Below are 20,467 nucleotides of genomic sequence, written 5' to 3' on the forward strand. Positions count from 1 at the left end.
GTTGGGGGAGGGGGTGGAGTTGCCGAGGCTGATCCGGCCGGAATTGTAGAGCGGCGAAAAAGGGAGAACTCCCGAGGTCTGGGCGTTTGCTTTTACCCAAAAGCCAACAATTGTGGTTGTCCGTTATCGGCCAAAAGCAGGCAGTTGCGCCCTTTTTCTTTCGGCGAACTCAAGATTACTCGAGCTTGCCTCTTTCTTGATTGCTTGGCATATGCGTTTCTGCAATCATAAATCGATATCCTTCATTAGTCGCAATTACGATTCCGTCGAAAAAATTCAAGGCTCGCATAATGGAAAGAGACGAATACAAAAAATGCCACGAAGACGAACTTGACTGGTCATCAATTGAGCAGCTTCATGAGGCCACTTTACAAATAAGCAATCAATGCTTTGAATATAAAAAACTTTGCGTTGGCGTAATTGGAATCATTATCGCGGCGCTACTCAAATTCGAGACATCCACAAGTTGGAGTTCGATTTCTAACATATGCGCCGCTATAAACTTTGGTTTTTGGCTGTGCGATGCTAATGCATACTACTACCAAAGAGCTAATAGACAGAAAATAAACAAGCTTGTCGATCAAATAAGAACTCGAAATTCAAACAAGCAAGAGCATGTTTCAAAACTTGAAAACTCTTGGGCAAGCGCATTTTTCAATCGATCAATGAGTCTATATTTCTACGCATTGACACTTTGCTTTGGGGCAGTTCTTTATGAAAAAATCGCATAATTCATGCTTAAATAAAGACAACAAGATATTTGTCAGCTACACGACTCGAGATTCGATCATAAATATGGAATCCTTAGCATCATTACTGCACACGATCTCTTCACTAGGGAAACCTTTTATTGATCTTATCCATAATAATTCCCCAATGAAACAGGCTCGCGTAAAATCCGAATTACAGAACTCAACCCTATTACTGCTACTGGAAACGGCATCGGTTGAAAAATCCCAATGGGTTCAATGGGAGATTAAAATGGCCAAAAGCTGTGGAATTCCAGTGAAATCAATAAAGATTCGTAACATTATGCCAACCAAACAACAGTTGATAGTCGCGCTAAACAGCTAGAACAGCGGCATGCAGCCGGTCAGACGAGACCGCTAACGGGCACATTCGGACGTTCACCAGGTCATCCCGAGCACAGCATTTCAATCGACCGGTTATTCCTGCGATGCTTGCCTCTGCATCATCATATTCCGAAGGAATTTTATGACAACCGAGAGCGAAAAATATATCCGAAGCAAGGCTCAGATCGAGCAAGCCTACAAGCAAACCGTGCGAATCAGTCGCAACCAACGTAAGACCAATAGAAACTATCGTCTTGAAACCCTATATTTTTGGTCCGCTATGATAAGCCCGTCAGTTGTGGCGGTATTACTGGCAATCCTTGGCAAATCCATCGTCGCCCACTGGATGTTCAACGTAAGCTGGGTGCTGATTGCCATGTCTTATCTGGCCTTGTTCCTCTACCCTTTTGTGGGTGTGTTGCTGTACCGCCATTCGTTAAAAAAAGTGATTTCTGCTCCGTTTGCCAGCCTTTTGGAGTGGAACGTTAAAACGGTAATGCAAATCGACGCACAGTATTTGCCCGAACTCTCAGCACTTTCTCGTGAGACTCTAAAACTTGGCGCACTGGAACTCAAAAGCGAGCGCAACGGATTCGAAAAGCGCACCTACATGTTAGTCGGCGCATTGGAAAAAGTTGGGATTTTACCTGGCTTCCTTGCCCTATTTATCGGCATTTCGACACTCATTAAAACTCTCGACGGCGCAGGCATCAGCGCACGTATGGATTGGGTATTTGCCGTAGCAGTGGCAAATGTCTTTTTCTTCTTCATGTGTGGCTATGTGCAAATGATGCTTGTGCAATATGATCGTATGATCGCGCTCACTGAATTGGCCATAGAACTCAAAAAAGAACGTCTCGAATCCGACAAAGCGGCAACGCGCTAGATAACGCTTCCTACCTCCATTACTAAATGCTGGGCGTGAGTTGCAGCTAAACCAGGCGACATTTCCATGGTCCATGAAGCCTGCCATTCGAAGACTTTACGAATTCGCCTTCACTCACAGGCAGCAGCCGACCCAGAGCTGCCAGTCAGTCTTTTCCATGGTCTCCCCGAGATTTGTCTGCGAGGAACATACGTCTGGATGAGACGCCTATAAGTCCTACAGGCAGAATCACGAGAAATGGGTTTGTCGCCGATCTTCCATTCAGTGTCATAGCACTCACCTCAAGAGCTTAGGCATTCTCTGAGATGGCATCTGTGCTTGAACCCTTGGCACCACATTTTGCCCTCATTGATGGACTGAAGACATGCCAGACTGAGTTGGGCTGGCAAAAATCCAATCGAGGAGCTGCAACTTGAAAAATCCAAGGGGGGCTAGGAGGCATATCAATGACTGCCCGTAATGGCGCCATGATACTATGCATCTCTTTCCGAGCAATGGACTGCCCCCGTGAGCGAGTCAAAACCACTGAGTAAGCACGTCGCAACGACACCGCATTTCGGTAACGTCGAGTATTTGAGCGCCATAGAAGTGCGCGACGAGGGCATTGATCCGGCTGAGGCCAGTTTCTGCACAGTGACTTTCGACGCTATACCTATGCAGCTTCTGCCTTTCTTACGCCGCGCCAGCTCCCAAGAAATCCTTAACGCTCCAGACATGGCATTGAGTTTCCTGTTGATGGAAGCAGAAATCCCCATTGCCGATTTTCAACAGGCTGTGGGAAACGGTGGCTGGTGCTCTCTCATTGTCTCAGACGATCCAGAGGCTAGCGAGGGTTTCTATGAGGCTACAGCACTTGAGTTTTCTCAAGATGGGCAGGAATTTACTCCGACAGTCCTCTACGTGAAGATCAATTCATCGCCACCTGACAAAAAAGATCTTAAGGCGCTAAAGCGAGTTACCGAGTGTCGACATCATCCAAGTGTGGCATTCGATAATTTAGGAGTTCAACCGAAAGACGATTTGTTCGTTGTAGTTTACGACGTCGGTCAGGCCAACATGTGCGCCATTATCGGTGAGGATTGCAAACCTAAAGCGTTCTTTGATTTCGGATGGCCCATAAACGCTAAACGCAGGTCGGCTCCAAATTGCCTGGCCTTCGACCCGTTGGCTGGCGATGATCCAGCCAACCCTGCTCCAGTCTTCCTTTCGCATTTAGATTGGGATCACTGGGGATATGCTTATCAATCTGGTCGCGCTACGAGAGACGCACGCGGCTTCTGGAAGACACACGTTACGTATCGGCCCGGCGTACTAGATCGTCCGTGGGTAATGCGACGGCCGTCCGAAAGCATGAAGCTGGGTATCAGCCATGCACACCTTCTATTTGAGTTGCAAAATCAAATTCTCCACGACGGCAGTCGCGCATTGAAATTCTGGCCCTCTGCCAGAACACAGGTTCATTGGGGTGCTTGCGTATTATTTGCCTGCAATCCGGTTCTTGGTACACACGATCCGAAGTACTTGCGCAACAATTTAGCTTTGGGCATGTTGGTGGAAAACTCCCAAAGTCCCTACTACAGACGCGTGCTACTCTGTGGAGATGCCGATTACACTTCTATCGCCTCACGGTACAAACAAGACCTGAGCGGAATTGTGGCACCTCACCACGGAGGTCGAGTAACACTTAACTCGATTCCTGCGCCAGGCGCTCACACCAATGATCACCGATATATGGTATTTTCAACTCATGAAGGCTGCTATTCTCAAATACCGTCGACCGACACCATCGATGAGGCCCTAAGATTAGGTTGGAGGATTTCCCGAACTGACGAGCGACGGAGATGCTTGTGTGGCCACGGCGAAAGACGAAACAGGTGGTTTTCCCTTTCCAGAACTTCAACTCCAAATTGCGGCCGTTACTGCACATGCTGCTGTCGGTAGCTTTATTTACGTTGCTCGGTGATTCCTTAGTTACATCTTCCGTAAATACTAGATAGAAGGAATTTAAAGTGAAAGTGAGCATGCTCACTGAGCGGGAAGCCACTAGTGCTCTCAAACGATTAGTTAAAACATGCAATCGATATGCGGTAGCAGTTGCATGGGCTGGTGCGAACGAAATTGTCGAATCCATGCTGGATGCAAAAAAGAAGCTCGGAAAGGTCATAATTGGTACACACATGTATCAGACGGATCCGGCAGTGCTGCGTCGCTTTAGCAAGTGCAAAGGTGCGCGCTGCCTACCTCCAAGCGGACGTCTTTTTCATCCAAAACTTTATTTTTTTGAAATGTCTGACGGGTACGCAGCGGTCGTTGGAAGCCATAATCTGACAGGAGGTGCCTTCGGAGGAAAAAACATTGAGGTTAGTGTGTTACTCAAAGGCGGCGAAGAAAACTCTATTTTTCTCGACCTAAAGAATTTTATCGAATCGCAATGGTCTGTTGCTGACGATATCCTTGAGGATGAATTTCTGTTTGCCTATGAGGCTCAGTACTTTGTAAATAAAGAAAAACTTAATGACTTAAATAAATTCCATAACTTTTGCAGGCCACGTGCCGGCGCGAAAACTTCACCTTTAGCCATCACATGGTCGAGTTTCGTCGATGACGTCAAAAACGACGACCATCACAATCTGCAGGGTCGGCTTGCCGTTCTGGAACGCGCAGCTACATTGTTTTTGAAACACGACTCATTTGACGCTATGCCTCGCCCCGAACGCAAAGCTATTGCTGGGACTTATGCGGCTAACGAGCGAGGACTCGATAGTATTGATTGGGCTTGGTTCGGAAGAATGTCTGGTCAAGGGGACTTCAAAAACTTGGTCAATGAGTCTCCTCAATTGCTTTCCAAAGCACTGGACAATATTCCTGTCGACGGAGCAATTTCTGAGGGTAACTATGACTCCTTCTGCCAGGATTTCGACCTCGCTTTCCGCAACAAAACTCACAAGGGCGGGATAGCAACGGCCTCTCGTCTCTTGGTAATGAAACGTCCGGATTTCTTCGTGGGCGTCAACGATGCTAACAAACGCGGCATATGCGATGCATTTGGTGTAGCTCACACAACGCTAGGCTTAGGAAATTATTGGGAGCGTATCGTTGTGCCGATGCAGAATAGTCCTTGGTGGCTAGCGCCAAGACCTCGAACGACGCTTGCTGCGAGAATTTGGGATAACCGGTCAGCGTTGCTCGACAGCATTTATTATGAGCCAAAGTAGTTTTAAAGGGTGTCACTAGTGGCTTCTTTCTGCTCTCGCTGGCAGACTGCTTCTGGCCGTAAACAGCCTCTCAGGAACGTTCGCTACTGGCCGAAAGCAGGCGGGAATTACCTTGTTTCAGCTGCGTCAGGAGGCCAGCTCTCATAGAAAGAGCCGCATACAGGAATCGGGTTGCCATCCATATGGTGTGCGGCCCATGCCAGTAGGTGTGCCATACGTTCGGCAGCAACTGGCGACAGCGTTTAGGGCTGGAAAAGACCATGGGGGCGGCAGCTCTTGGCCGAAAGCGGTTGACCTTGTGTGGCAACTAACGGCCAGAAACAGCCATTCGAGACCGTCGCATGGCCGGTTGCTGCCTGCGGCGGAGGGCCGCAAGCGACCCAAGGCTGCCGCTGGTTACCAACCGGGGTGGCCCGAATGGAGCGTCAACATCCCTCTAGTTAGCTTTCAGGTGACTTCTATCCCAACTCTGAGAGATGATCCTAAATAGTCGCCGACATGGAGAAGAGCATGGACGATAGGATTTTGCAGCTAATCGGAGATGCTCAGTTCGAGCGTGAGCTGTATGAAGCCGCGACATTGAACCTCGAGGACCGCAGAAACAAGCTGCGTTTTCATAACTTCGCCTTCGCTATGCGTGAGCTGGTGGGGCACACGCTGAAGCGCCTTGCTCCAGATGCTGAAGTGAGAAAGTGCATATGGTGGCAGCAAAAGCCAGAAGGCGTTGTCCCGCAGGTAACGCGAGTCGAGCGGTGTGTTTATGCAACGCAGGGCGGACTTTCCAATCACTACGTGCGGACAAAGCTGCGGCTTGACTTCGCTCAGGAGTTCAGTGAATTTCGGGATGCCGTAATCCGTTTGAACGAGTACGTTCACATCACACCGGAAGTTTTCCAGTTGGAAGACGACGACATCAAGCACCTCGCACTGGAAACAACCGAAGCCGTGGCCGTTCTTATGGTATGCATTCAGGAGTGCAGAGCCGCGGTTGGAGATCGGTTATCAAGTGCGATCAGTGATGCAACAGTCCAGCAGATAGTCGGAGAAAGCTTGGACGCTGTAGATGAGCTAGCTACGCACTATTCTCTCGAGCAAATCTACGTGGATTCGCATGAGGTTACCTGTATCACTTCGCAGACCGTTCATATCAAAGTAAGCGGTAGCCTAGGCGTGACACTCCAGTGGGGTTCCAACTCTGATCTCAGAAGGGGCGACGGAGCCGAACTGGATGAATCCTTCGAATACACCTGCGAATTGACTTGTGAAGCGGCAAATCCAGATCCTGAGGCGCTTGAGTTCGTCGAAGACTCGTTGATGGTAGATACGCGAGACTGGCACGATCATGAGGATGAATGGAGCGCCCCTGCAGCAGATACCCTTCAGGATCCCGAGCCTCTCGACGCCACTGACATGCGGTCAGACTTCTAGACTCAGTTATTTATCTATACCACACGGACGACTGTTATGGAGCCATAGCTACCTGCCGGTGGCAACCGGCAGCCATCGGCAGAAAGTAGCCAGAAGGCCATCTATTTTTTATGCTTATTCTGGCTACCTCCTCATTCGCAAAAAGTTATACTCTTATACTTCGTGGTTTCTTTCTGTACATCAATTGATTTCCAATATTTTCGTACTATTCTGTCCCACCCGCCCGGAAGATTATCCCCGGTGGTAATTAGGAAAGAGTCATCATCTTTAAAAATGTTGAACTTGCCTTTGACCTTCCAATAAAATTTATCTTCCGCCATTTGTATTGGCTCGCCAAATGCCTTCTCCAGCTGGGCCTGAAGATAATTCGCCTCTACACTTTCTCCAAAACCAGATCGAGTCATGTACATAACTTGATAGATGTTTTGTGGAGCTTCATCACTATAATAATAAACGACACTCCCAAAGAGAGGATGATCCACATCCAGATTAACAAATCCATCTTCTTTTTTTATGAGAGTGCCCGCAAAGACTTTTTCAACGATGCTGATTGGCTGTCCAATCTTGACCTTATCAAACGAAGATGGATATACCCCGCCCTCAAAAAATAGATTCCCTAGTTTGAAACTTGAAAACTCAAGTTTTGTTTTTTCCAACATCGCCTTAACGGATTTCAACTCATCCGACAGCTGTCTTTTTTCAGACGAGCTGGTAACTATATTTTTTTCGGCGACTTGCTCTGCTATCAGCTTCTGTGCTTTAACATCTTTAAGCTGTCTTTCAAGCTCGCTAACCTTGTAGTCACTCGCTGCCATTTGAGCTGGCAGCAAAACCTCTTTATACAACGCAATACATATAGCAATAGTTCCTGCTACCGAAACTCCCGCCACATATACGGGATGATCCACCCAACTCCCATTAGCCATGCTTATCCTTAAAATATTAGTTGGTTGTTAGTCTTATTATTAACAGCATGAGTCTTAGCTGATGACTTCATCAGACGCGAAGGATTGATCACCATGTATAATCCACTTCAGATCTGCAATTTATCCACCTCTGGCTCTCGCAAAACAGGCCATCTGGAGATCCACAAATCACCAGCCATCCCATCAGCAGCCACTCTATCGATGAGTTTGGTTTCTGCTGCGCACCGCCCCAAATGGCATTCGAGACGAGGCATGATGGCATCGGATAGACATACACATTGAGTTAACCCCACGCCCGAAGCGTTCTACTGTATATGACCTATAGCACGGCTAACATCATGCTAGAAAAGCAGCCCCTTCGCTGGAGTACGCCTGCGTCCCTCGTCCTTCGCCGTTGATGCCCTGCGGGCCCAAATAGCATCACATATATCTAGCTAAACGGCATCGGGGGCTTTCGGCCAACACCGGGCACTTACTAACGATGAACGGCAGTCATTCCCTGTGCATACGATATTAGATGTGCGTCAGTATTCATTTCCAAAATTAGGTTGCTAGGATTAAGAGGAATCTTTCATGTTCTTCATAGTTTTCGGCACGGCATACACTCGCATCCCTTCTCGAAGCTTCATCGCACTTGAAGGCCATTCAAAGCCCGCAGGATCACCTTTTTTTGCGTTCTGAACGTCTAATTTGTTAACTTGGATTGATGCGATTTCTACCTCTTCAAAATAAATATCTCCTTCTACGGCTAAAAAATCACCTACCTCCACTTTATTTTCTAGGATGTGCATACCAAAAACGTCGCTAAAGACTTTTGATACGTTCCCAATATACTGATAATGCTCAGGTATAGGTGAAATTCGCTGGAGCTTATAGAACAAAGGCTTTACCCAGTCAGATGACCAACGATGTCTTTGTTTGTTTACTACTAACCGGTATAAATCAAACGTGGTCATTAGCCCCATCCCTGTTTCCCCAGCGAAATCAAGAATCTCTTTGCGAAACGGTTCGTTATTCTCTCGTAAGAGCGGCGGTAGATGTCTTTGCTGGTTGATTATTGATAGGCCTTGTATTGTAGTGACCTTCAACTCCCTCATATTTATTATTGCGTGCTTGTTGGCCTGCATGAGATCCTCGTCACCAGCTTTACCTCCAACCCCTTTAATATCAATAACTAGAGTGAGTTCATTGTCTTCTATTCTTAAATCTTCACGTCGACTTTTGCCTTCAGCATCTCGTAGTTCATCTACATCAATAACATGCTGAAACCCAAGCTTGGAGAGAGCAGTTTTAATGGCTATAACCAGATCGTCCCCTGTAGCGGTTATTAGGTCATGCAGCCATCCATTCTCTGACCGATGCGCGGCAATTTCCCGAGTGATCTTGTCGAGTTCATTTTCAGCTTGAGCGATCACTTGCGATTTCTTGGCCTCTAACTCTAGAACGTGCTCAAGTTCATACTCAGGTAGATGGGTCCATTTTCCTTTTTCGATATCTGGAAATAAATTAGGCAAATATTCAGGTAACACGCTCTCAACGAGGTCTGCAATAAAGCTCGCTTTATCGGAAATCTGAGGAAAAATAAAAATCAATCCGTCTCCGTGCTGACCAGCTAAGGCGACATCCGAGCCGTATTTATTAGTCGCCAATGGGGTCCACTTACCATACTTCGACCATCGAGGTTTAAAGGAACATTTGAATTCAGCACCCTCCATGTGACGCTTCAATAGTTTTTCTATTGGAGCGTCGCCGTTCACATTGATTACGGAACCTGACTCGGAGGAAAATTTTATTTCCTCCATAGGGTCGATGAAATTCCATACGCCGCCATCAATGCTTTCACTTGTTGCTAGACCACGATATCCGGCAGACGCCCACTGAAATTTCATGGGACTATCCGGTTCTGCAAAGATTATTAGAGCGCCTCCGTTAGATACAATTCGATTAAAATTTTCTTTTGCGTACAATACTGTCCGCACCCTCGCATCAATCCACCCACTATCACATTTAGCCCACAAGTCTATTTCTTCTTTGGGAGTGTGCTTTCCTCCATCGGCACCAGGGGCCAGACCTCTTGACGTCAAATCAACGATAACTAGGTCTGACTCTTGATATTTTACAAGTTTCTTATGTTGGACTACCGGGCGCCAATCACTGTCACTTGGCACTTCGTAGGGGATACCAAGAGTGCCAACCCCAATGCTACCCCATTTGCTTTTTAAAGATTTGTAAACACTGTCGTCGGTATCAATGAGAAAAATATTGGGTTGGTGGTACATTTTTGCTCCCCTTACGTGGCAACACCATTATTTTACTGAAAGATAATAACTATGCGAACGAACGCGAAGCAACGGAATTGGGCGAACCACACCTCAAATTAAATTGACAACAGTGCATCATAATCAACGGGCTTCGATTGGGTTACACGGAGACAGAGCTCGTTCTTCGATCATAGCCAGTTCAGATTTCGGGCAGGGTTGAATGCATCCGCATCTGGCCAAAACAAGCACTGCTGAGAGTCTGCTTATGGCCGAAAGCAGCCGTTTTCACGCGCAAGGTAAGCTCAACAGGCCAATGTGGGCCGAATCTGTCCGCCCACCTTGGCGCAATTGCGCCTCATAAACACAAATGTTTAATAAGACATCTCCAGTCACGCTCCTAGGCTACACATCCTTGCGCCTTTGCCTACAGCTGCGCCAGAATCCGCCGGCTTGTGCGCCTTGGGGGCGGGTTCTATTGTGGTCGGGTCGCTGACGAATCAGCGATCGGGTTTGGTAGCCCGGCTTAGACTTGGCGCATAGCGTCACCCGATTCAGTCCTTTTTGGGTCTGTGTTTTTATGGTGGCCATGCGCAGGGCGTCTTCGGGCGCGCCGGTTTTCCAAGTCACCGGTCTACCAACCTTCGTATGGCCACCACCCCTTCGTTTGGTAGCGAAAAGATGATGGCTCCTTTTCTATGATTTGGAGATTCACTCATGATCAAACCAACACCCAACCCACCCGAAACCGATACTACGTCTCCCTACGAATCCCTCGATTCCAACAAACTCCACGAAGCCGCCGACCGCGCGCTCGATCATTACCTGTCGCCAAACAATCTCCTGCCTCCGCCGCGCAAGGCGCGTGGGATGTATGCGGTGACGGCGGATACCAAGAATGAAGAACTGCTGGCTGATGCAAGTGAAACGCTTGCTTCGGCGAAGACGATTGCTCAGGACATTTCCAGTTTGTTGCCAGCGCCGCAGCGTCGGGCTTTGTTGGGGGTTGCGCAGTTAATCATGCTGGGGGAGCTGGCGGTGAATCGGGCGCTAGATAATTTGGAGTTGCCGGGTTGATGTGGAGCTGGGCAGGCAGCGATGGCAGATGCGCTGTTTCTCCTGCCTGATAATCCGCTATCGCCAGCAGGCTGGCTCCCACAGGGTTTTGTGTTAATCAGAGACGTTGTGTTCGTCGCTGAAACCTGTGGGAGCGGGTCGGTTTAGTTTTACGTGATTATTCAGCCGCTTCAGGGCATTCACCGGTCCATCGCGTCACCGTCATGTCGTTGAACTGCTCACCGATGGTATCGACGCGCAGGCAAACGCCTTTCTTTGAGTAGTACAAGATGCAGCGCGAGCTATCAAACGAGCAGGTGTCCAGTTCGAAGTACTTGCGTGTAGCCAGCTCCTTCTCCACGCCACTGTATTCATACCCGTCGGTGGTGTGCATCGGCGTTGGCTTCCATCCTTGTTTGACGAGCTTGGACTTGGCCGCAGCCAAACGCTCACCGACGACGATGCCTGCTGGCCCGCGCTTGTCGTTTGACGCCTGTGAGTCATCGGCAAACGTTGCGCTGATACCCATGCAATAAAGTGCCACAAATACGAGGGTTGAAGCCTTCATTTGGTTGTTCCTCCAGCGGCTTTGTAGCTGGACAAAAACTCCGGATACTCGACGTAATGTTGCGGGGGGTAGTGATTCTTTTTGCCGGGACCTTCGGGAAGTGCCGCCCACCTTGTTGCTGCTTTCGGCATCGCGCCTGGAATGTCGCCGGCCTTGATCTTGTCGATCACACCCAGGGTGCGCAGCATGTCGACCGCGATAAGGTCTTGCGTATGAGGCGTAAAATCGGTCAACCCCATCTTTCCGCCATACTCGCGCCAAGTGGCAATGGTTATCTGATACAAGCCCGATGCCGTTGTGGATCCGCCGAAGCCGGCGCCAGGATGGGTTGATTCATCAGTGAACGTCCATTTCCCGGTCTGAAAGCCCTTTGCCCAGCCGTATCCATATTTCGCGTGGTAGTCACCGCCTTCGGCTTTGGCGATGGCAGCCAAAAAGGCCTTTACGTTCTTATCCTTCAAATACTCTTCATTCTCTGCCCGTCTTATCTGTTTTTTAGCGTCCAGCGCTACAGTTTTTGGGGTGGTGTCTTTGACGGCCGTCACTTCTCGCGTGGCGACGGGAGACATCTTCCTGCCACTTTTGCTAATCACTTCAGCCATGCCTTAATCCTCAAGAAACAGCTTGATGGTTTCAGGCAGGTGCGAACTCACTATGTGCGTGTATCCCATCGGATCACTTACGCCGTGCTCCATGCTGCCGTCAGCGCGTTGAATGGCGTATTCAAAATTGGCTAACGGTTTTCCAGACTCTTGGTCAACCAGTCTGAACTTGTCACTAAAGTGCACCGGCATTGGCAGCAGACCGCTGAAGGGCGCTGATACGACGGTGTCGCCAATAATGACCGTGCCGGATCCGCCGATAACCACGTTGCCGTGGCCGCCGGTACTGTCTTTAGTCGCAGCGTTCAGCCCATTGATGAATACCGTAGCGCTGACGGCGCCCGTGATTGGGCTACCGCACGCGGACTTATCTGTCATTCGAGCGGCAGCAAGGCCATCGAAATTCACATTGGGCGAACCGCTGACAATAGGGTTTGTGCCATGCCCAGGAAGCGGGCAACTGGTTGGATCTGTGACTCGCGCAGCGGGTTTGCCACTCATGAATAATTCCTTTTCAAAGTTTCAGTTTTCCTTGGCCTGAATGGAGTCGATAAGGGGGCGATGGATATCGGCTGCCAAAATAGTGCGGTGGTGTCCAGCGTGTACGCGAGAAGAATGGGCATCTCCTTGGAGGGGTACATAAGGTTTTACTGTCCATGTAAATGTGCTGCGCGCAGCATGCCCGAGGCAGGCGATGCGCTCAATATCTACTTACAAATTATTAGTTGACTGTTTGGCGTCATAAAGACCGGTCGAGCTAAGGTAGTCCCTGGCAACGGGTGACGGATCGTTTTTAGAAATCGGAGCGCGATAGGACGTGTTGAACACCAACGTTTAAAAAGACATCTCCAGTCACGCTCCCAGGCTACATATCCTTGCGCCTTTGCCTACAGCTACGCCAGAATCCGCCGGCTTGTGCGCCTAAGGAGCGGGTTCTATCGTGGTGCGGTCGCTGACGAATCAGCGATCGGATTTGACCGTCCGCCCAATATCAAGGCGCGCCAGCGTTCTGCACCTGTTCAGGCATTGTCTGAAATTCTGTTGCGGTGGCTGTGCGTGGGACACCTTTGGGTGTGCCGGATTCCTTGATGTCCGGTCGGTCAACCCGCGTACAGCTGCCACCCTGTTTGTTTGACCGCGAACGGTGGCGGCTCCAGTCATCAAGGAGCTTCACCATGATCAAACCAACACCCAACCCGCCCGAAACCGATCCCACGTCTCCCTACGAATCCCTCGATTCCAACAAACTCCACGAAGCCGCCGACCGCGCGCTCGATCATTACCTGTCGCCAAACAATCTCCTGCCTCCGCCGCGCAAGGCGCGTGGGATGTATGCGGTGACGGCGGATACCAAGAATGAAGAACTGCTGGCTGATGCGAGTGAAACGCTTGCTTCGGCGAAGACGATTGCTCAGGACATTTCCAGTCTGTTGCCGGCGCCGCAGCGGCGGGCATTGTTGGGGGTTGCTCAACTGATCATGCTGGGGGAGCTGGCGGTGAATCGGGTTATGGATAATTTGGAGGTGGCGGGGTGATGTTGTTGGCCTTGGTCCGGCGCTGGGCCTTGGGATTTTAGGTGCGGCAGAAAAGCCCCTCACCCCAGCCCTCTCCCGGAGGGAGAGGGAGCCGACCGAGGTGTTTTGCGTTTTACATCGACCTGAGCGTGCGCGTTGATTATGGATTTGTGATGCTGCGTTCTGGTCGGTGTGATTCTGGTGTATTGCCGGAGTTTCCATTGCTGCATAGCTGCGTATGCCTGAGACCTGTAGACACTCGAGTAAAAGAGCCCCTCACCCCAGCCCTCTCCCGGAGGGAGAGGGGGCCGACCGAGGTGTCTTGCGTTTTACATCGACCTGAGCGACCGCGTTGATTATGGATTCAGAGCGATGCGTTCAGGTCGGCGTATTTCTCGAACATCCCCGAATCGGTTCCCTCTCCCTCGGGAGAGGGCTAGGGTGAGGGGCTTCCTGGCCGTGACAACAGGGTCTCCAGTCTGGCCAACGGCGGCGCATCCTGATTGCGATCAAATACTTGGATTCCAACCTTGAGCAACCGTCCATTCTCTGCGCTGGCGATCACCTGTTCACAGCGCAACATAAGCCGTCCTTGATCACATTCAACAGCCTTCACCCCATTCGGCAATCGACCTTCCAGCCGTAGCTCAGCCATCCGGCTCTGCGCGGCAATCATCGCCACCGACCGATCCCTTAAAACCCCACTGCTCTGCGTCATCAACCCCGCGACGCGCACGGCGGCGGACATGGCGACGGCGATGATTGCCAGTGCCACCAGCACTTCAATCAGGGTGAATCCTTCCTCTCGCGTTCGCGCGCGCATACATGGCCCAAAACCAAAACCCAGCCCTCGACGCTAACCCCCGTCCTTGACGGCTTGACGACGGAAACACCCGAGGATTTTCAACATCCCTGACATATCTTCTTGCAACACTGCGCGTCGAATTCGGATCAAGCCAGGGAATGTCGAGATGGATATCGCACCTTTGAACACGCTCAGTCAGTCGCCGCGCATGCCGCGTGGGCAGCAGGGTTTTACCTTGATTGAGATCATGGTGGTGGTGGTGATTCTGGGGATTCTGGCGGCGATGGTGGTGCCCAAGGTGCTCGACCGGCCGGATCAGGCGCGGGCGACGGCGGCGAAGCAGGATATTGGTGGGTTGATGCAGGCGTTGAAGTTGTATCGCCTCGATCACGGCACGTATCCGAGCATGAATCAGGGGCTGAAGGTGCTGGTCGAGCGGCCGGCGGATGCGAAGAACAGCAACTGGCGTTCGTACCTGGAGCGTTTGCCCAATGACCCGTGGGGCCGGCCTTATCAGTACCTCAACCCGGGCGCGAACGGTGAGGTCGATATCTTTTCCCTCGGCGCCGATGGCCAGCCGGACGGCGATGGCGTGAATGCCGATATCGGTTCCTGGCAGTTGTAAGGCCAGCCGTGAACACAGGTTCGCTCAACGGGGCGAAGCAACGGGGCATGGCGATTATCAGCGCGTTGTTGATTGCCGCCGTGGTGGCGGTGATTGCGGCGGGGATGTTGACGCGTCAGAGCGTGGCGACCCGGGCGCTGGAGGCCGATCAGCAGCGGGTGCAGGGGCGTTGGCTGGCGCAGGGTGGTCTGGAGATCAGCCGGCAGTTGCTCTGGGATGCGCGCCTGCGTGATCCGTTGACCCGGCGCGATCAGCCTTGGGCGCAGCCGTTGTTGGCGGCGGGTTTTGCCGGGCGGCTGGAGGATGAGCAGGGCAAGTTCAACCTGCGCAATCTCGTCGTCAACGAGCGCATCGATGAGGCGCAGGTGCAGGCGTTCGAGCGGTTGTGCGAGTTGATCGGTGTGAGCGCCGTTGTCGCCCAGCGCATCCGCCAGCGGGTGATTGCGGCTTATCCGCATCTATTGAGTGCGCAGATTGGCGCGACTGGCAAAGCAGGTTTCGACAGCGGCCGCGCGACTTCGCCGGATGCCGATCACAAACCGCAACCGCCGAAGGTGCCGATGCTGCGCACGCTGGATGATTTGCGCAGCGTCGAAGGCGTGACCGATGCGCTGATCGGCCAACTGGCGCCGTACGTGACGGTGATTCCGGCGACGACGTGGATCAACGGCAACACCGCCACGGCGCAGGTGCTGGCGGCGTATGTGCCGGGGCTTTCGCTGGAGCGGGCGACGGCGTTGATTGCCGAGCGTGACGCCGGGCGCTGGTTTATCAATCGCGGCGATTTCGTGAACCGCTTGCGCATGCCGCAGCTGGAAATGAGCAGCGTCAAGGTCGGCATCACCAGTGACTGGTTTCGTTTGCGCGGTGAGGCACGGCGTGATCAGCGGCGGGTCAGCCTCGACGCTTTGCTGCACCGCAGCGAGGATCGGCTGCCGCAGGTGATCTGGTCGCGGGTGGGCGCATGAGCCAGTTGCGCGTCGGGTTGCCGCCATTGGCGGAGCTGGAGTTGCACAGCGAAGTGAGCTGCGCCTGGTTGGATCGTCAGGGGCAGGTCAGTCGTGTGGAACGGCTTACGCTGAGTCAGTTGGGGCAACGGCCAAAACAGCCGCCGCTGCTGTGCTTTCTGCATCCGGCCGACAGCCTGCTCGCCAGCATTGATCTGCCGCCGCTGCCCGCGAACAAAACGGCGGCCGCTGTTCAGTGCGCGGCGCAGGCGTTGATGCTCGGCGACAGCAGCCAGATGCATATCGGCCACAGCCCTCGCGATGCAAGCGGGCAGGTGCAGATTGCCTGGGTCTCGCGGCAGCATTTGCAGCGTCTGGCTGCGGTGCTCAAGCAGGCGGGTTTGAGTCTGCGCGGTTTGTATCCGGCGCCGTATAGCCTGCCAGTGGCGCCCGGTGTTGTCGCTTGCGTGGCGGACGGTCATTTGCTCCGGCGCGAGAGTTTGAACAGCGCGCGGGTTGAGCCGTTGCTCGGTGACGAAGTTGATGAGGCATCGTTCGCAGCTGACGCGACACAACGCTGGATCGGACCATTGCCCGGTTGGGGTTTGCACGGTGGTCTGCAGCAAACCGGCGGCGAGCAGCGCGGTTGGGGTCGTGCTTTCGGGTGTGTGGCTTTGGCCGTGGCCGTTTGGGTGGTCGGCCTGAATCTGTACGCAACTCGCGAAGCGCGGCAGGGCCAGCAGCTCAAGGCGCAGATGAGCCAGCGGGTGAAGCAGGCCTTCCCCGAATTGCCGGTGATTCTCAACCCGCTGCAACAGGCGCGTCAGCAAATCGAGCAGCGGCAAAAAGGCGCGGTCGATGACCCGGCGCAGAACTTCAATCGGCTGGTGTTGCAGGCAGGCACCGGCATGCCGTTCATGGCCGGCAGTGTCGAGCGCCTGAGTTACCGCGACGGCGCTTTGCAACTGGCCTTGCTCAGCGATGCAAACCGTGGCGGTAGCGACAAGGACTGGCAAAGCACCTTGGCCCAGGCCGGCATCAGCGTCACTGCCGATGACGCAGGCTGGACCTTGCGGCCGAGCGATGAATCCAGCGCAAACACCAACGAAGACGACGACAGCGGAGCAGACGATGAGTAGGGCGACGCTGGCGATTTACCGTGCGCGCTGGCAGCGCTTGCGCAGCCAGTTGCAGGCGCGTTGGCAGCTGTTGGCGTTGCGTGAAAAACGCATGGTCGGCGGCATGGCGCTGGTGCTTGTCGGTCTGCTGATCTGGCTGACGCTGGTCAAGCCGCCGTTGGCCACGATCACTTTTTGGCAGAGCGAAACGCCCAAGTTGCGCGCGCAAACCGAGGCGCTGGAAGTGCTGTTGCGCAGCGTCAATGTGCGGCCGCAGGGGCAAAGCGTTGACCAGTCGCTGGAGCAAAGTTTGCAAGCGGCGGGGCTGGCCGGGCATTACCAATTACAAGCAGCGGAGGGCGGCGCGTGGCAGTTGAATGTCGACGCCGCGCCCGCCGATGCGCTGCTCGACTGGCTGCTCAGCCAGCCGTCACAACTTTCTCTGCAGGTGGTCGAGGCGCAGTTGCAGCGCGCAAACGAAACCTCGACCGAAGTCACCGCCGGCACATTGTCAGGCACCGTTCGCATGGATCAGGCGCAGGGCGCTAAGGAAGCTTCATGAAGGAGTCACGCTGCAAACCGGCACGTCTGGCGCTGCCGTTGTTGCTGATGGCATTGAGCGCGTGCAACAGCACCACGGCGCCGCAGAATCAGCCGCCGCTATTGGTCGACAGCGAACTCGGGCGGCCGCTGGCCAACACCCAGCGCAGCGGCGATGCGGTGGCCGATCGCGAGCGGGCGCAGGCTCAGGCGCGGCCGGTGCCCAAGCAGTTGCACAACATCAGTCAGCGTGGGCGCAGTGCTGGTGTTGCGCCGAGCAATGCGATCCCGCGCAATCCGTTGGGCGAGCAACCGGTGACGCTGAATTTTGTCGAGGCGGATATTCAGGCGGTGGTACGTGCGCTGTCGCGGGCCACCGGGCAACAGTTTCTCGTCGATCCACGGGTCAAGGGCAATCTGACCTTGGTCTCGGAAGGTCAGGTGCCGGCCCGTCAGGCCTATGACATGCTGCTCGCGGCGTTGCGCATGCAGGGCTTCAGCGTGGTCGATGTCGGCGGCGTGGCGCAGGTGGTTCCCGAGGCCGACGCCAAACTGCTCGGCGGGCCGATCTACAGCGCCGACAAACCGGCCGGCAACGGCATGCTTACGCGCACGTTTCGTCTGCAATACGAGAACGCGGTGAACCTGATCCCGGTGCTGCGCCCGATCGTTTCGCCGAACAATCCGATCAATGCCTATCCGGGCAACAACACCGTGGTCATCACCGATTACGCCGAGAACCTCACCCGCGTCGCGCAGTTGATCGAGAGCATCGACACGCCGAGCGCGATCGACACCGATGTGGTGCAGATCCAGAACGGCATCGCTGCCGATATCGCGCCGATGGTCGCCGACTTGCTCGACGCGCCGGGCAATGATCCGACGCAGAAAATCGCCGTGATTGGCGACCCACGTTCCAATACCATCATCATCCGCGCCGGCAGCCCCGAGCGCACCGAGCTGGCGCGCAACCTGATCTACAAACTCGACAACGCGCAGAGCAATCCGAGCAATCTGCATGTGGTTTATCTGCGCAACGCCCAAGCTGCAAAACTTGCGCAAGCCTTGCGTGGTTTGCTCACCGGCGAGAGTGACAGCGGCAGCAGCGACGCGGCGCGGTCGGTGCTCAGCGCGATGGGCAGCAGCACCGGCGGCAATGCCGGGCAGAACGGCCAGAGCAGCACGCCGAGCACTGGCACGTCGACCTCGACTGGCAGCGGCGCAAGCGGCGGCAGTTATGCGCAGGGCAGTGGCGGCGGCAGCAGCAGTGAAGGTACGCAGAGCAGCGAACAGAACGTTGCGTTCAGCGCTGGCGGGGTGACGATTCAGGCTGACGCCACCACCAACACGCTGCTGATTTCCGCACCGGAGCCGCTGTATCGCAATCTGCGTGAGGTTATCGATCTGCTCGATCAGCGCCGTGCGCAGGTGGTGATCGAGAGTCTGATTGTCGAGGTCGGCGAGGACGATGCCAGTGAATTCGGTGTGCAATGGCAGACCGGCAATCTCGGCGGCAAAGGCGTGATCGGTGGCGCTAATCTAGGTGGTGCGGGTCTCAACACGGGGGCCAAGAACAGCATCGACGTGCTGCCGCAGGGTTTGAATCTTGGCTACGTCAACGGCACGGTCGACATCCCCGGCATCGGCAAGATCCTCGACCTGAAAGTGCTGGCGCGGGCGCTGAAGAGCAAGGGCGGCACCAACGTGCTGTCGACGCCGAACCTGCTGACGCTGGACAACGAAGCGGCGAGCATTTTTGTCGGCCAGACCATCCCGTTTGTCAGCGGTAGCTACGTCACTGGCGGCGGGGGCACCAGCAACAACCCGTTCCAGACCGTCACCCGCGAAGAGGTCGGCCTCAAGCTCAACGTGCGCCCGCAGATCTCCGAGGGCGGCACGGTGAAGTTGGATATCTATCAGGAAGTCAGCAGCATCGATGAGCGCGCGTCCAACAGCGTGACCGCGGCGGGCATCGTCACCAACAAACGGGCGATTGATACCAGCATTCTGCTCGACGATGGGCAGATCATGGTCCTCGGTGGTTTGCTTCAGGACGGCTACAGCCAGAGCAATGATGCGGTGCCGTGGCTGGGCAGCCTGCCGGGCATCGGCGCGCTGTTTCGCAACGAACGCCGGGCGATCACCAAGACCAACCTGATGGTGTTCCTGCGCCCGTACATCATCCGCGACAGCGAAGCGGGGCGCAGCATCACCCTCAACCGCTACGACTTCATGCGCCGCGCCCAGGGCGGCTTGCAGCCCGAACGCAGCTGGGCGATGCCCGACATGCAGGCGCCGCAATTGCCAAGCGCCGCGCAAGGCGTGCCAGCGCCGGGGCCGACATCAGGCCCACGCGCGACGATCAAAGCCGTACCTATTGAAGGGAGCACCCGGTTTTGACTGAGATGATGACTGTGGCGAGGGGATTCATCCCCGCTCGGCTGCGCAGCAGTCGTAAAACCGGCGCACGCGATTTGCCTGTAGAAACCGGTTCTCAGGTTTTGGGTCTGCTGCGCAGCCCAACGGGGATAAATCCCCTCGCCACGGGGGATCCCATTGCCACTGAGGATTCCATTGCCACAGGGAATCCCATTGCCACGGCACCGATTGAAGGGAGCACCCGGTTTTGACTGAGGTGATGATTGTGGCGAGGGGATTCATCCCCGCTCGGCTGCGCAGCAGTCGTAAAACCGGTACACGGGATTTGCCTGTAGAAACCGGTTCTCAAGGTTTGGGTCTGCTGCGCAGCCCAACGGGGATAAATCCCCTCGCCACAGAGGTTCCCATTGCTACAGGGGATCCCATTGCAACGGTACCGATTGAAGGGAGCACCCGGTTTTGACTGAGATGATGACTGTGGCGAGGGGATTCATCCCCGCTCGGCTGCGCAGCAGTCGTAAAACCGG

18 protein-coding genes are annotated in these 20,467 nt (G+C 53.9%); 12 read left to right on the plus strand and 6 right to left on the minus strand.

The annotated features are described in order from the left end of the window. Positions 1–290 precede the first annotated feature (290 nt). From D8U82_RS02050 to D8U82_RS02075, 5 genes are all read left to right on the plus strand, one after another. Positions 291–731, plus strand: a complete 441-nt coding sequence (locus tag D8U82_RS02050) for a hypothetical protein (RefSeq protein ID WP_130901553.1) — start codon at positions 291–293, stop codon at positions 729–731. Positions 732–1,215: 484 nt separating this feature from the next. Then, complete coding sequence (locus D8U82_RS02060) at positions 1,216–1,959, plus strand: hypothetical protein (protein WP_130901555.1); 744 nt, start codon at positions 1,216–1,218, stop codon at positions 1,957–1,959. A 507-nt stretch (positions 1,960–2,466) separates the two neighbouring features. Next, complete coding sequence (locus D8U82_RS02065; protein ID WP_130901556.1) at positions 2,467–3,900, plus strand: hypothetical protein; 1,434 nt, start codon at positions 2,467–2,469, stop codon at positions 3,898–3,900. Positions 3,901–3,968: 68 nt separating this feature from the next. Continuing rightward, positions 3,969–5,174, plus strand: a complete 1,206-nt coding sequence (locus D8U82_RS02070; protein WP_130901557.1) for a hypothetical protein — start codon at positions 3,969–3,971, stop codon at positions 5,172–5,174. Positions 5,175–5,684: 510 nt separating this feature from the next. Then, complete coding sequence (locus tag D8U82_RS02075; RefSeq protein ID WP_056789508.1) at positions 5,685–6,602, plus strand: hypothetical protein; 918 nt, start codon at positions 5,685–5,687, stop codon at positions 6,600–6,602. A 131-nt stretch (positions 6,603–6,733) separates the two neighbouring features. Here D8U82_RS02075 and D8U82_RS02080 read toward each other — a convergent pair whose 3' ends face one another. Then, positions 6,734–7,528, minus strand: a complete 795-nt coding sequence (locus tag D8U82_RS02080) for a hypothetical protein (protein ID WP_130901558.1) — start codon at positions 7,526–7,528, stop codon at positions 6,734–6,736. 557 nt (positions 7,529–8,085) lie between these two features. Continuing rightward, complete coding sequence (locus D8U82_RS02085) at positions 8,086–9,807, minus strand: hypothetical protein (RefSeq protein ID WP_130901559.1); 1,722 nt, start codon at positions 9,805–9,807, stop codon at positions 8,086–8,088. Positions 9,808–10,503: 696 nt separating this feature from the next. Between D8U82_RS02085 and D8U82_RS02090 the strand changes: the two genes are divergently transcribed. Continuing rightward, complete coding sequence (locus D8U82_RS02090; RefSeq protein WP_116658791.1) at positions 10,504–10,863, plus strand: DUF6124 family protein; 360 nt, start codon at positions 10,504–10,506, stop codon at positions 10,861–10,863. Positions 10,864–11,020: 157 nt separating this feature from the next. On the opposite strand, the gene D8U82_RS02095 is transcribed toward D8U82_RS02090, so the two are convergent. From D8U82_RS02095 to D8U82_RS02105, 3 genes are read right to left on the minus strand one after another with little or no spacing between them, the layout of a single operon-like run. After that, on the minus strand, positions 11,021–11,410 hold the full coding sequence (locus D8U82_RS02095) for a hypothetical protein (RefSeq protein ID WP_130901560.1): 390 nt from the start codon (positions 11,408–11,410) through the stop codon (positions 11,021–11,023). Next, the gene (locus D8U82_RS02100) at positions 11,407–12,012 is read right to left on the minus strand and encodes a hypothetical protein (RefSeq protein WP_201278865.1); all 606 of its coding nucleotides are present in this window, start codon (positions 12,010–12,012) and stop codon (positions 11,407–11,409) included. The genes D8U82_RS02095 and D8U82_RS02100 overlap by 4 nt, the downstream gene beginning before the upstream one ends. A 3-nt stretch (positions 12,013–12,015) precedes the next feature. Beyond that, positions 12,016–12,513, minus strand: a complete 498-nt coding sequence (locus D8U82_RS02105) for a PAAR domain-containing protein (protein ID WP_122698133.1) — start codon at positions 12,511–12,513, stop codon at positions 12,016–12,018. Positions 12,514–13,187: 674 nt separating this feature from the next. On the opposite strand from D8U82_RS02105, the gene D8U82_RS02110 reads away from it, so the two are divergent. After that, on the plus strand, positions 13,188–13,547 hold the full coding sequence (locus D8U82_RS02110; protein WP_016774969.1) for a DUF6124 family protein: 360 nt from the start codon (positions 13,188–13,190) through the stop codon (positions 13,545–13,547). Between the two features lie 415 nt (positions 13,548–13,962). Here D8U82_RS02110 and gspI read toward each other — a convergent pair whose 3' ends face one another. After that, positions 13,963–14,349, minus strand: coding sequence for a type II secretion system minor pseudopilin GspI (gspI, locus tag D8U82_RS02115; RefSeq protein WP_110600310.1), 387 nt, complete (start codon positions 14,347–14,349; stop codon positions 13,963–13,965). Positions 14,350–14,497: 148 nt separating this feature from the next. On the opposite strand from gspI, the gene gspG reads away from it, so the two are divergent. Genes gspG through gspD form a run of 5 tightly spaced genes read left to right on the plus strand, consistent with a single transcriptional unit; the run spans position 14,498 to position 19,961 of the window. Then, the gene (gene gspG, locus D8U82_RS02120; RefSeq protein WP_076562599.1) at positions 14,498–14,956 is read left to right on the plus strand and encodes a type II secretion system major pseudopilin GspG; all 459 of its coding nucleotides are present in this window, start codon (positions 14,498–14,500) and stop codon (positions 14,954–14,956) included. A gap of 47 nt (positions 14,957–15,003) precedes the next feature. Then, positions 15,004–15,924, plus strand: coding sequence for a type II secretion system minor pseudopilin GspK (gspK, locus tag D8U82_RS02125; protein ID WP_130901561.1), 921 nt, complete (start codon positions 15,004–15,006; stop codon positions 15,922–15,924). Beyond that, the gene (gene gspL, locus D8U82_RS02130) at positions 15,921–17,042 is read left to right on the plus strand and encodes a type II secretion system protein GspL (RefSeq protein ID WP_130901562.1); all 1,122 of its coding nucleotides are present in this window, start codon (positions 15,921–15,923) and stop codon (positions 17,040–17,042) included. Before gspK ends, gspL begins: the two co-directional genes overlap by 4 nt. Next, positions 17,035–17,583, plus strand: coding sequence for a type II secretion system protein GspM (gene gspM, locus D8U82_RS02135; protein WP_130901563.1), 549 nt, complete (start codon positions 17,035–17,037; stop codon positions 17,581–17,583). Before gspL ends, gspM begins: the two co-directional genes overlap by 8 nt. Beyond that, a complete protein-coding gene (gene gspD / locus D8U82_RS02140; protein WP_130901564.1) occupies positions 17,580–19,961 on the plus strand; it encodes a type II secretion system secretin GspD in 2,382 nt (793 codons plus the stop codon). Before gspM ends, gspD begins: the two co-directional genes overlap by 4 nt. The last annotated feature ends 506 nt before the right edge of the window (positions 19,962–20,467 follow it).

Source organism: Pseudomonas sp. Sample_23 (genome assembly GCF_004307595.1).
GTDB lineage: Bacteria > Pseudomonadota > Gammaproteobacteria > Pseudomonadales > Pseudomonadaceae > Aquipseudomonas > Aquipseudomonas atacamensis.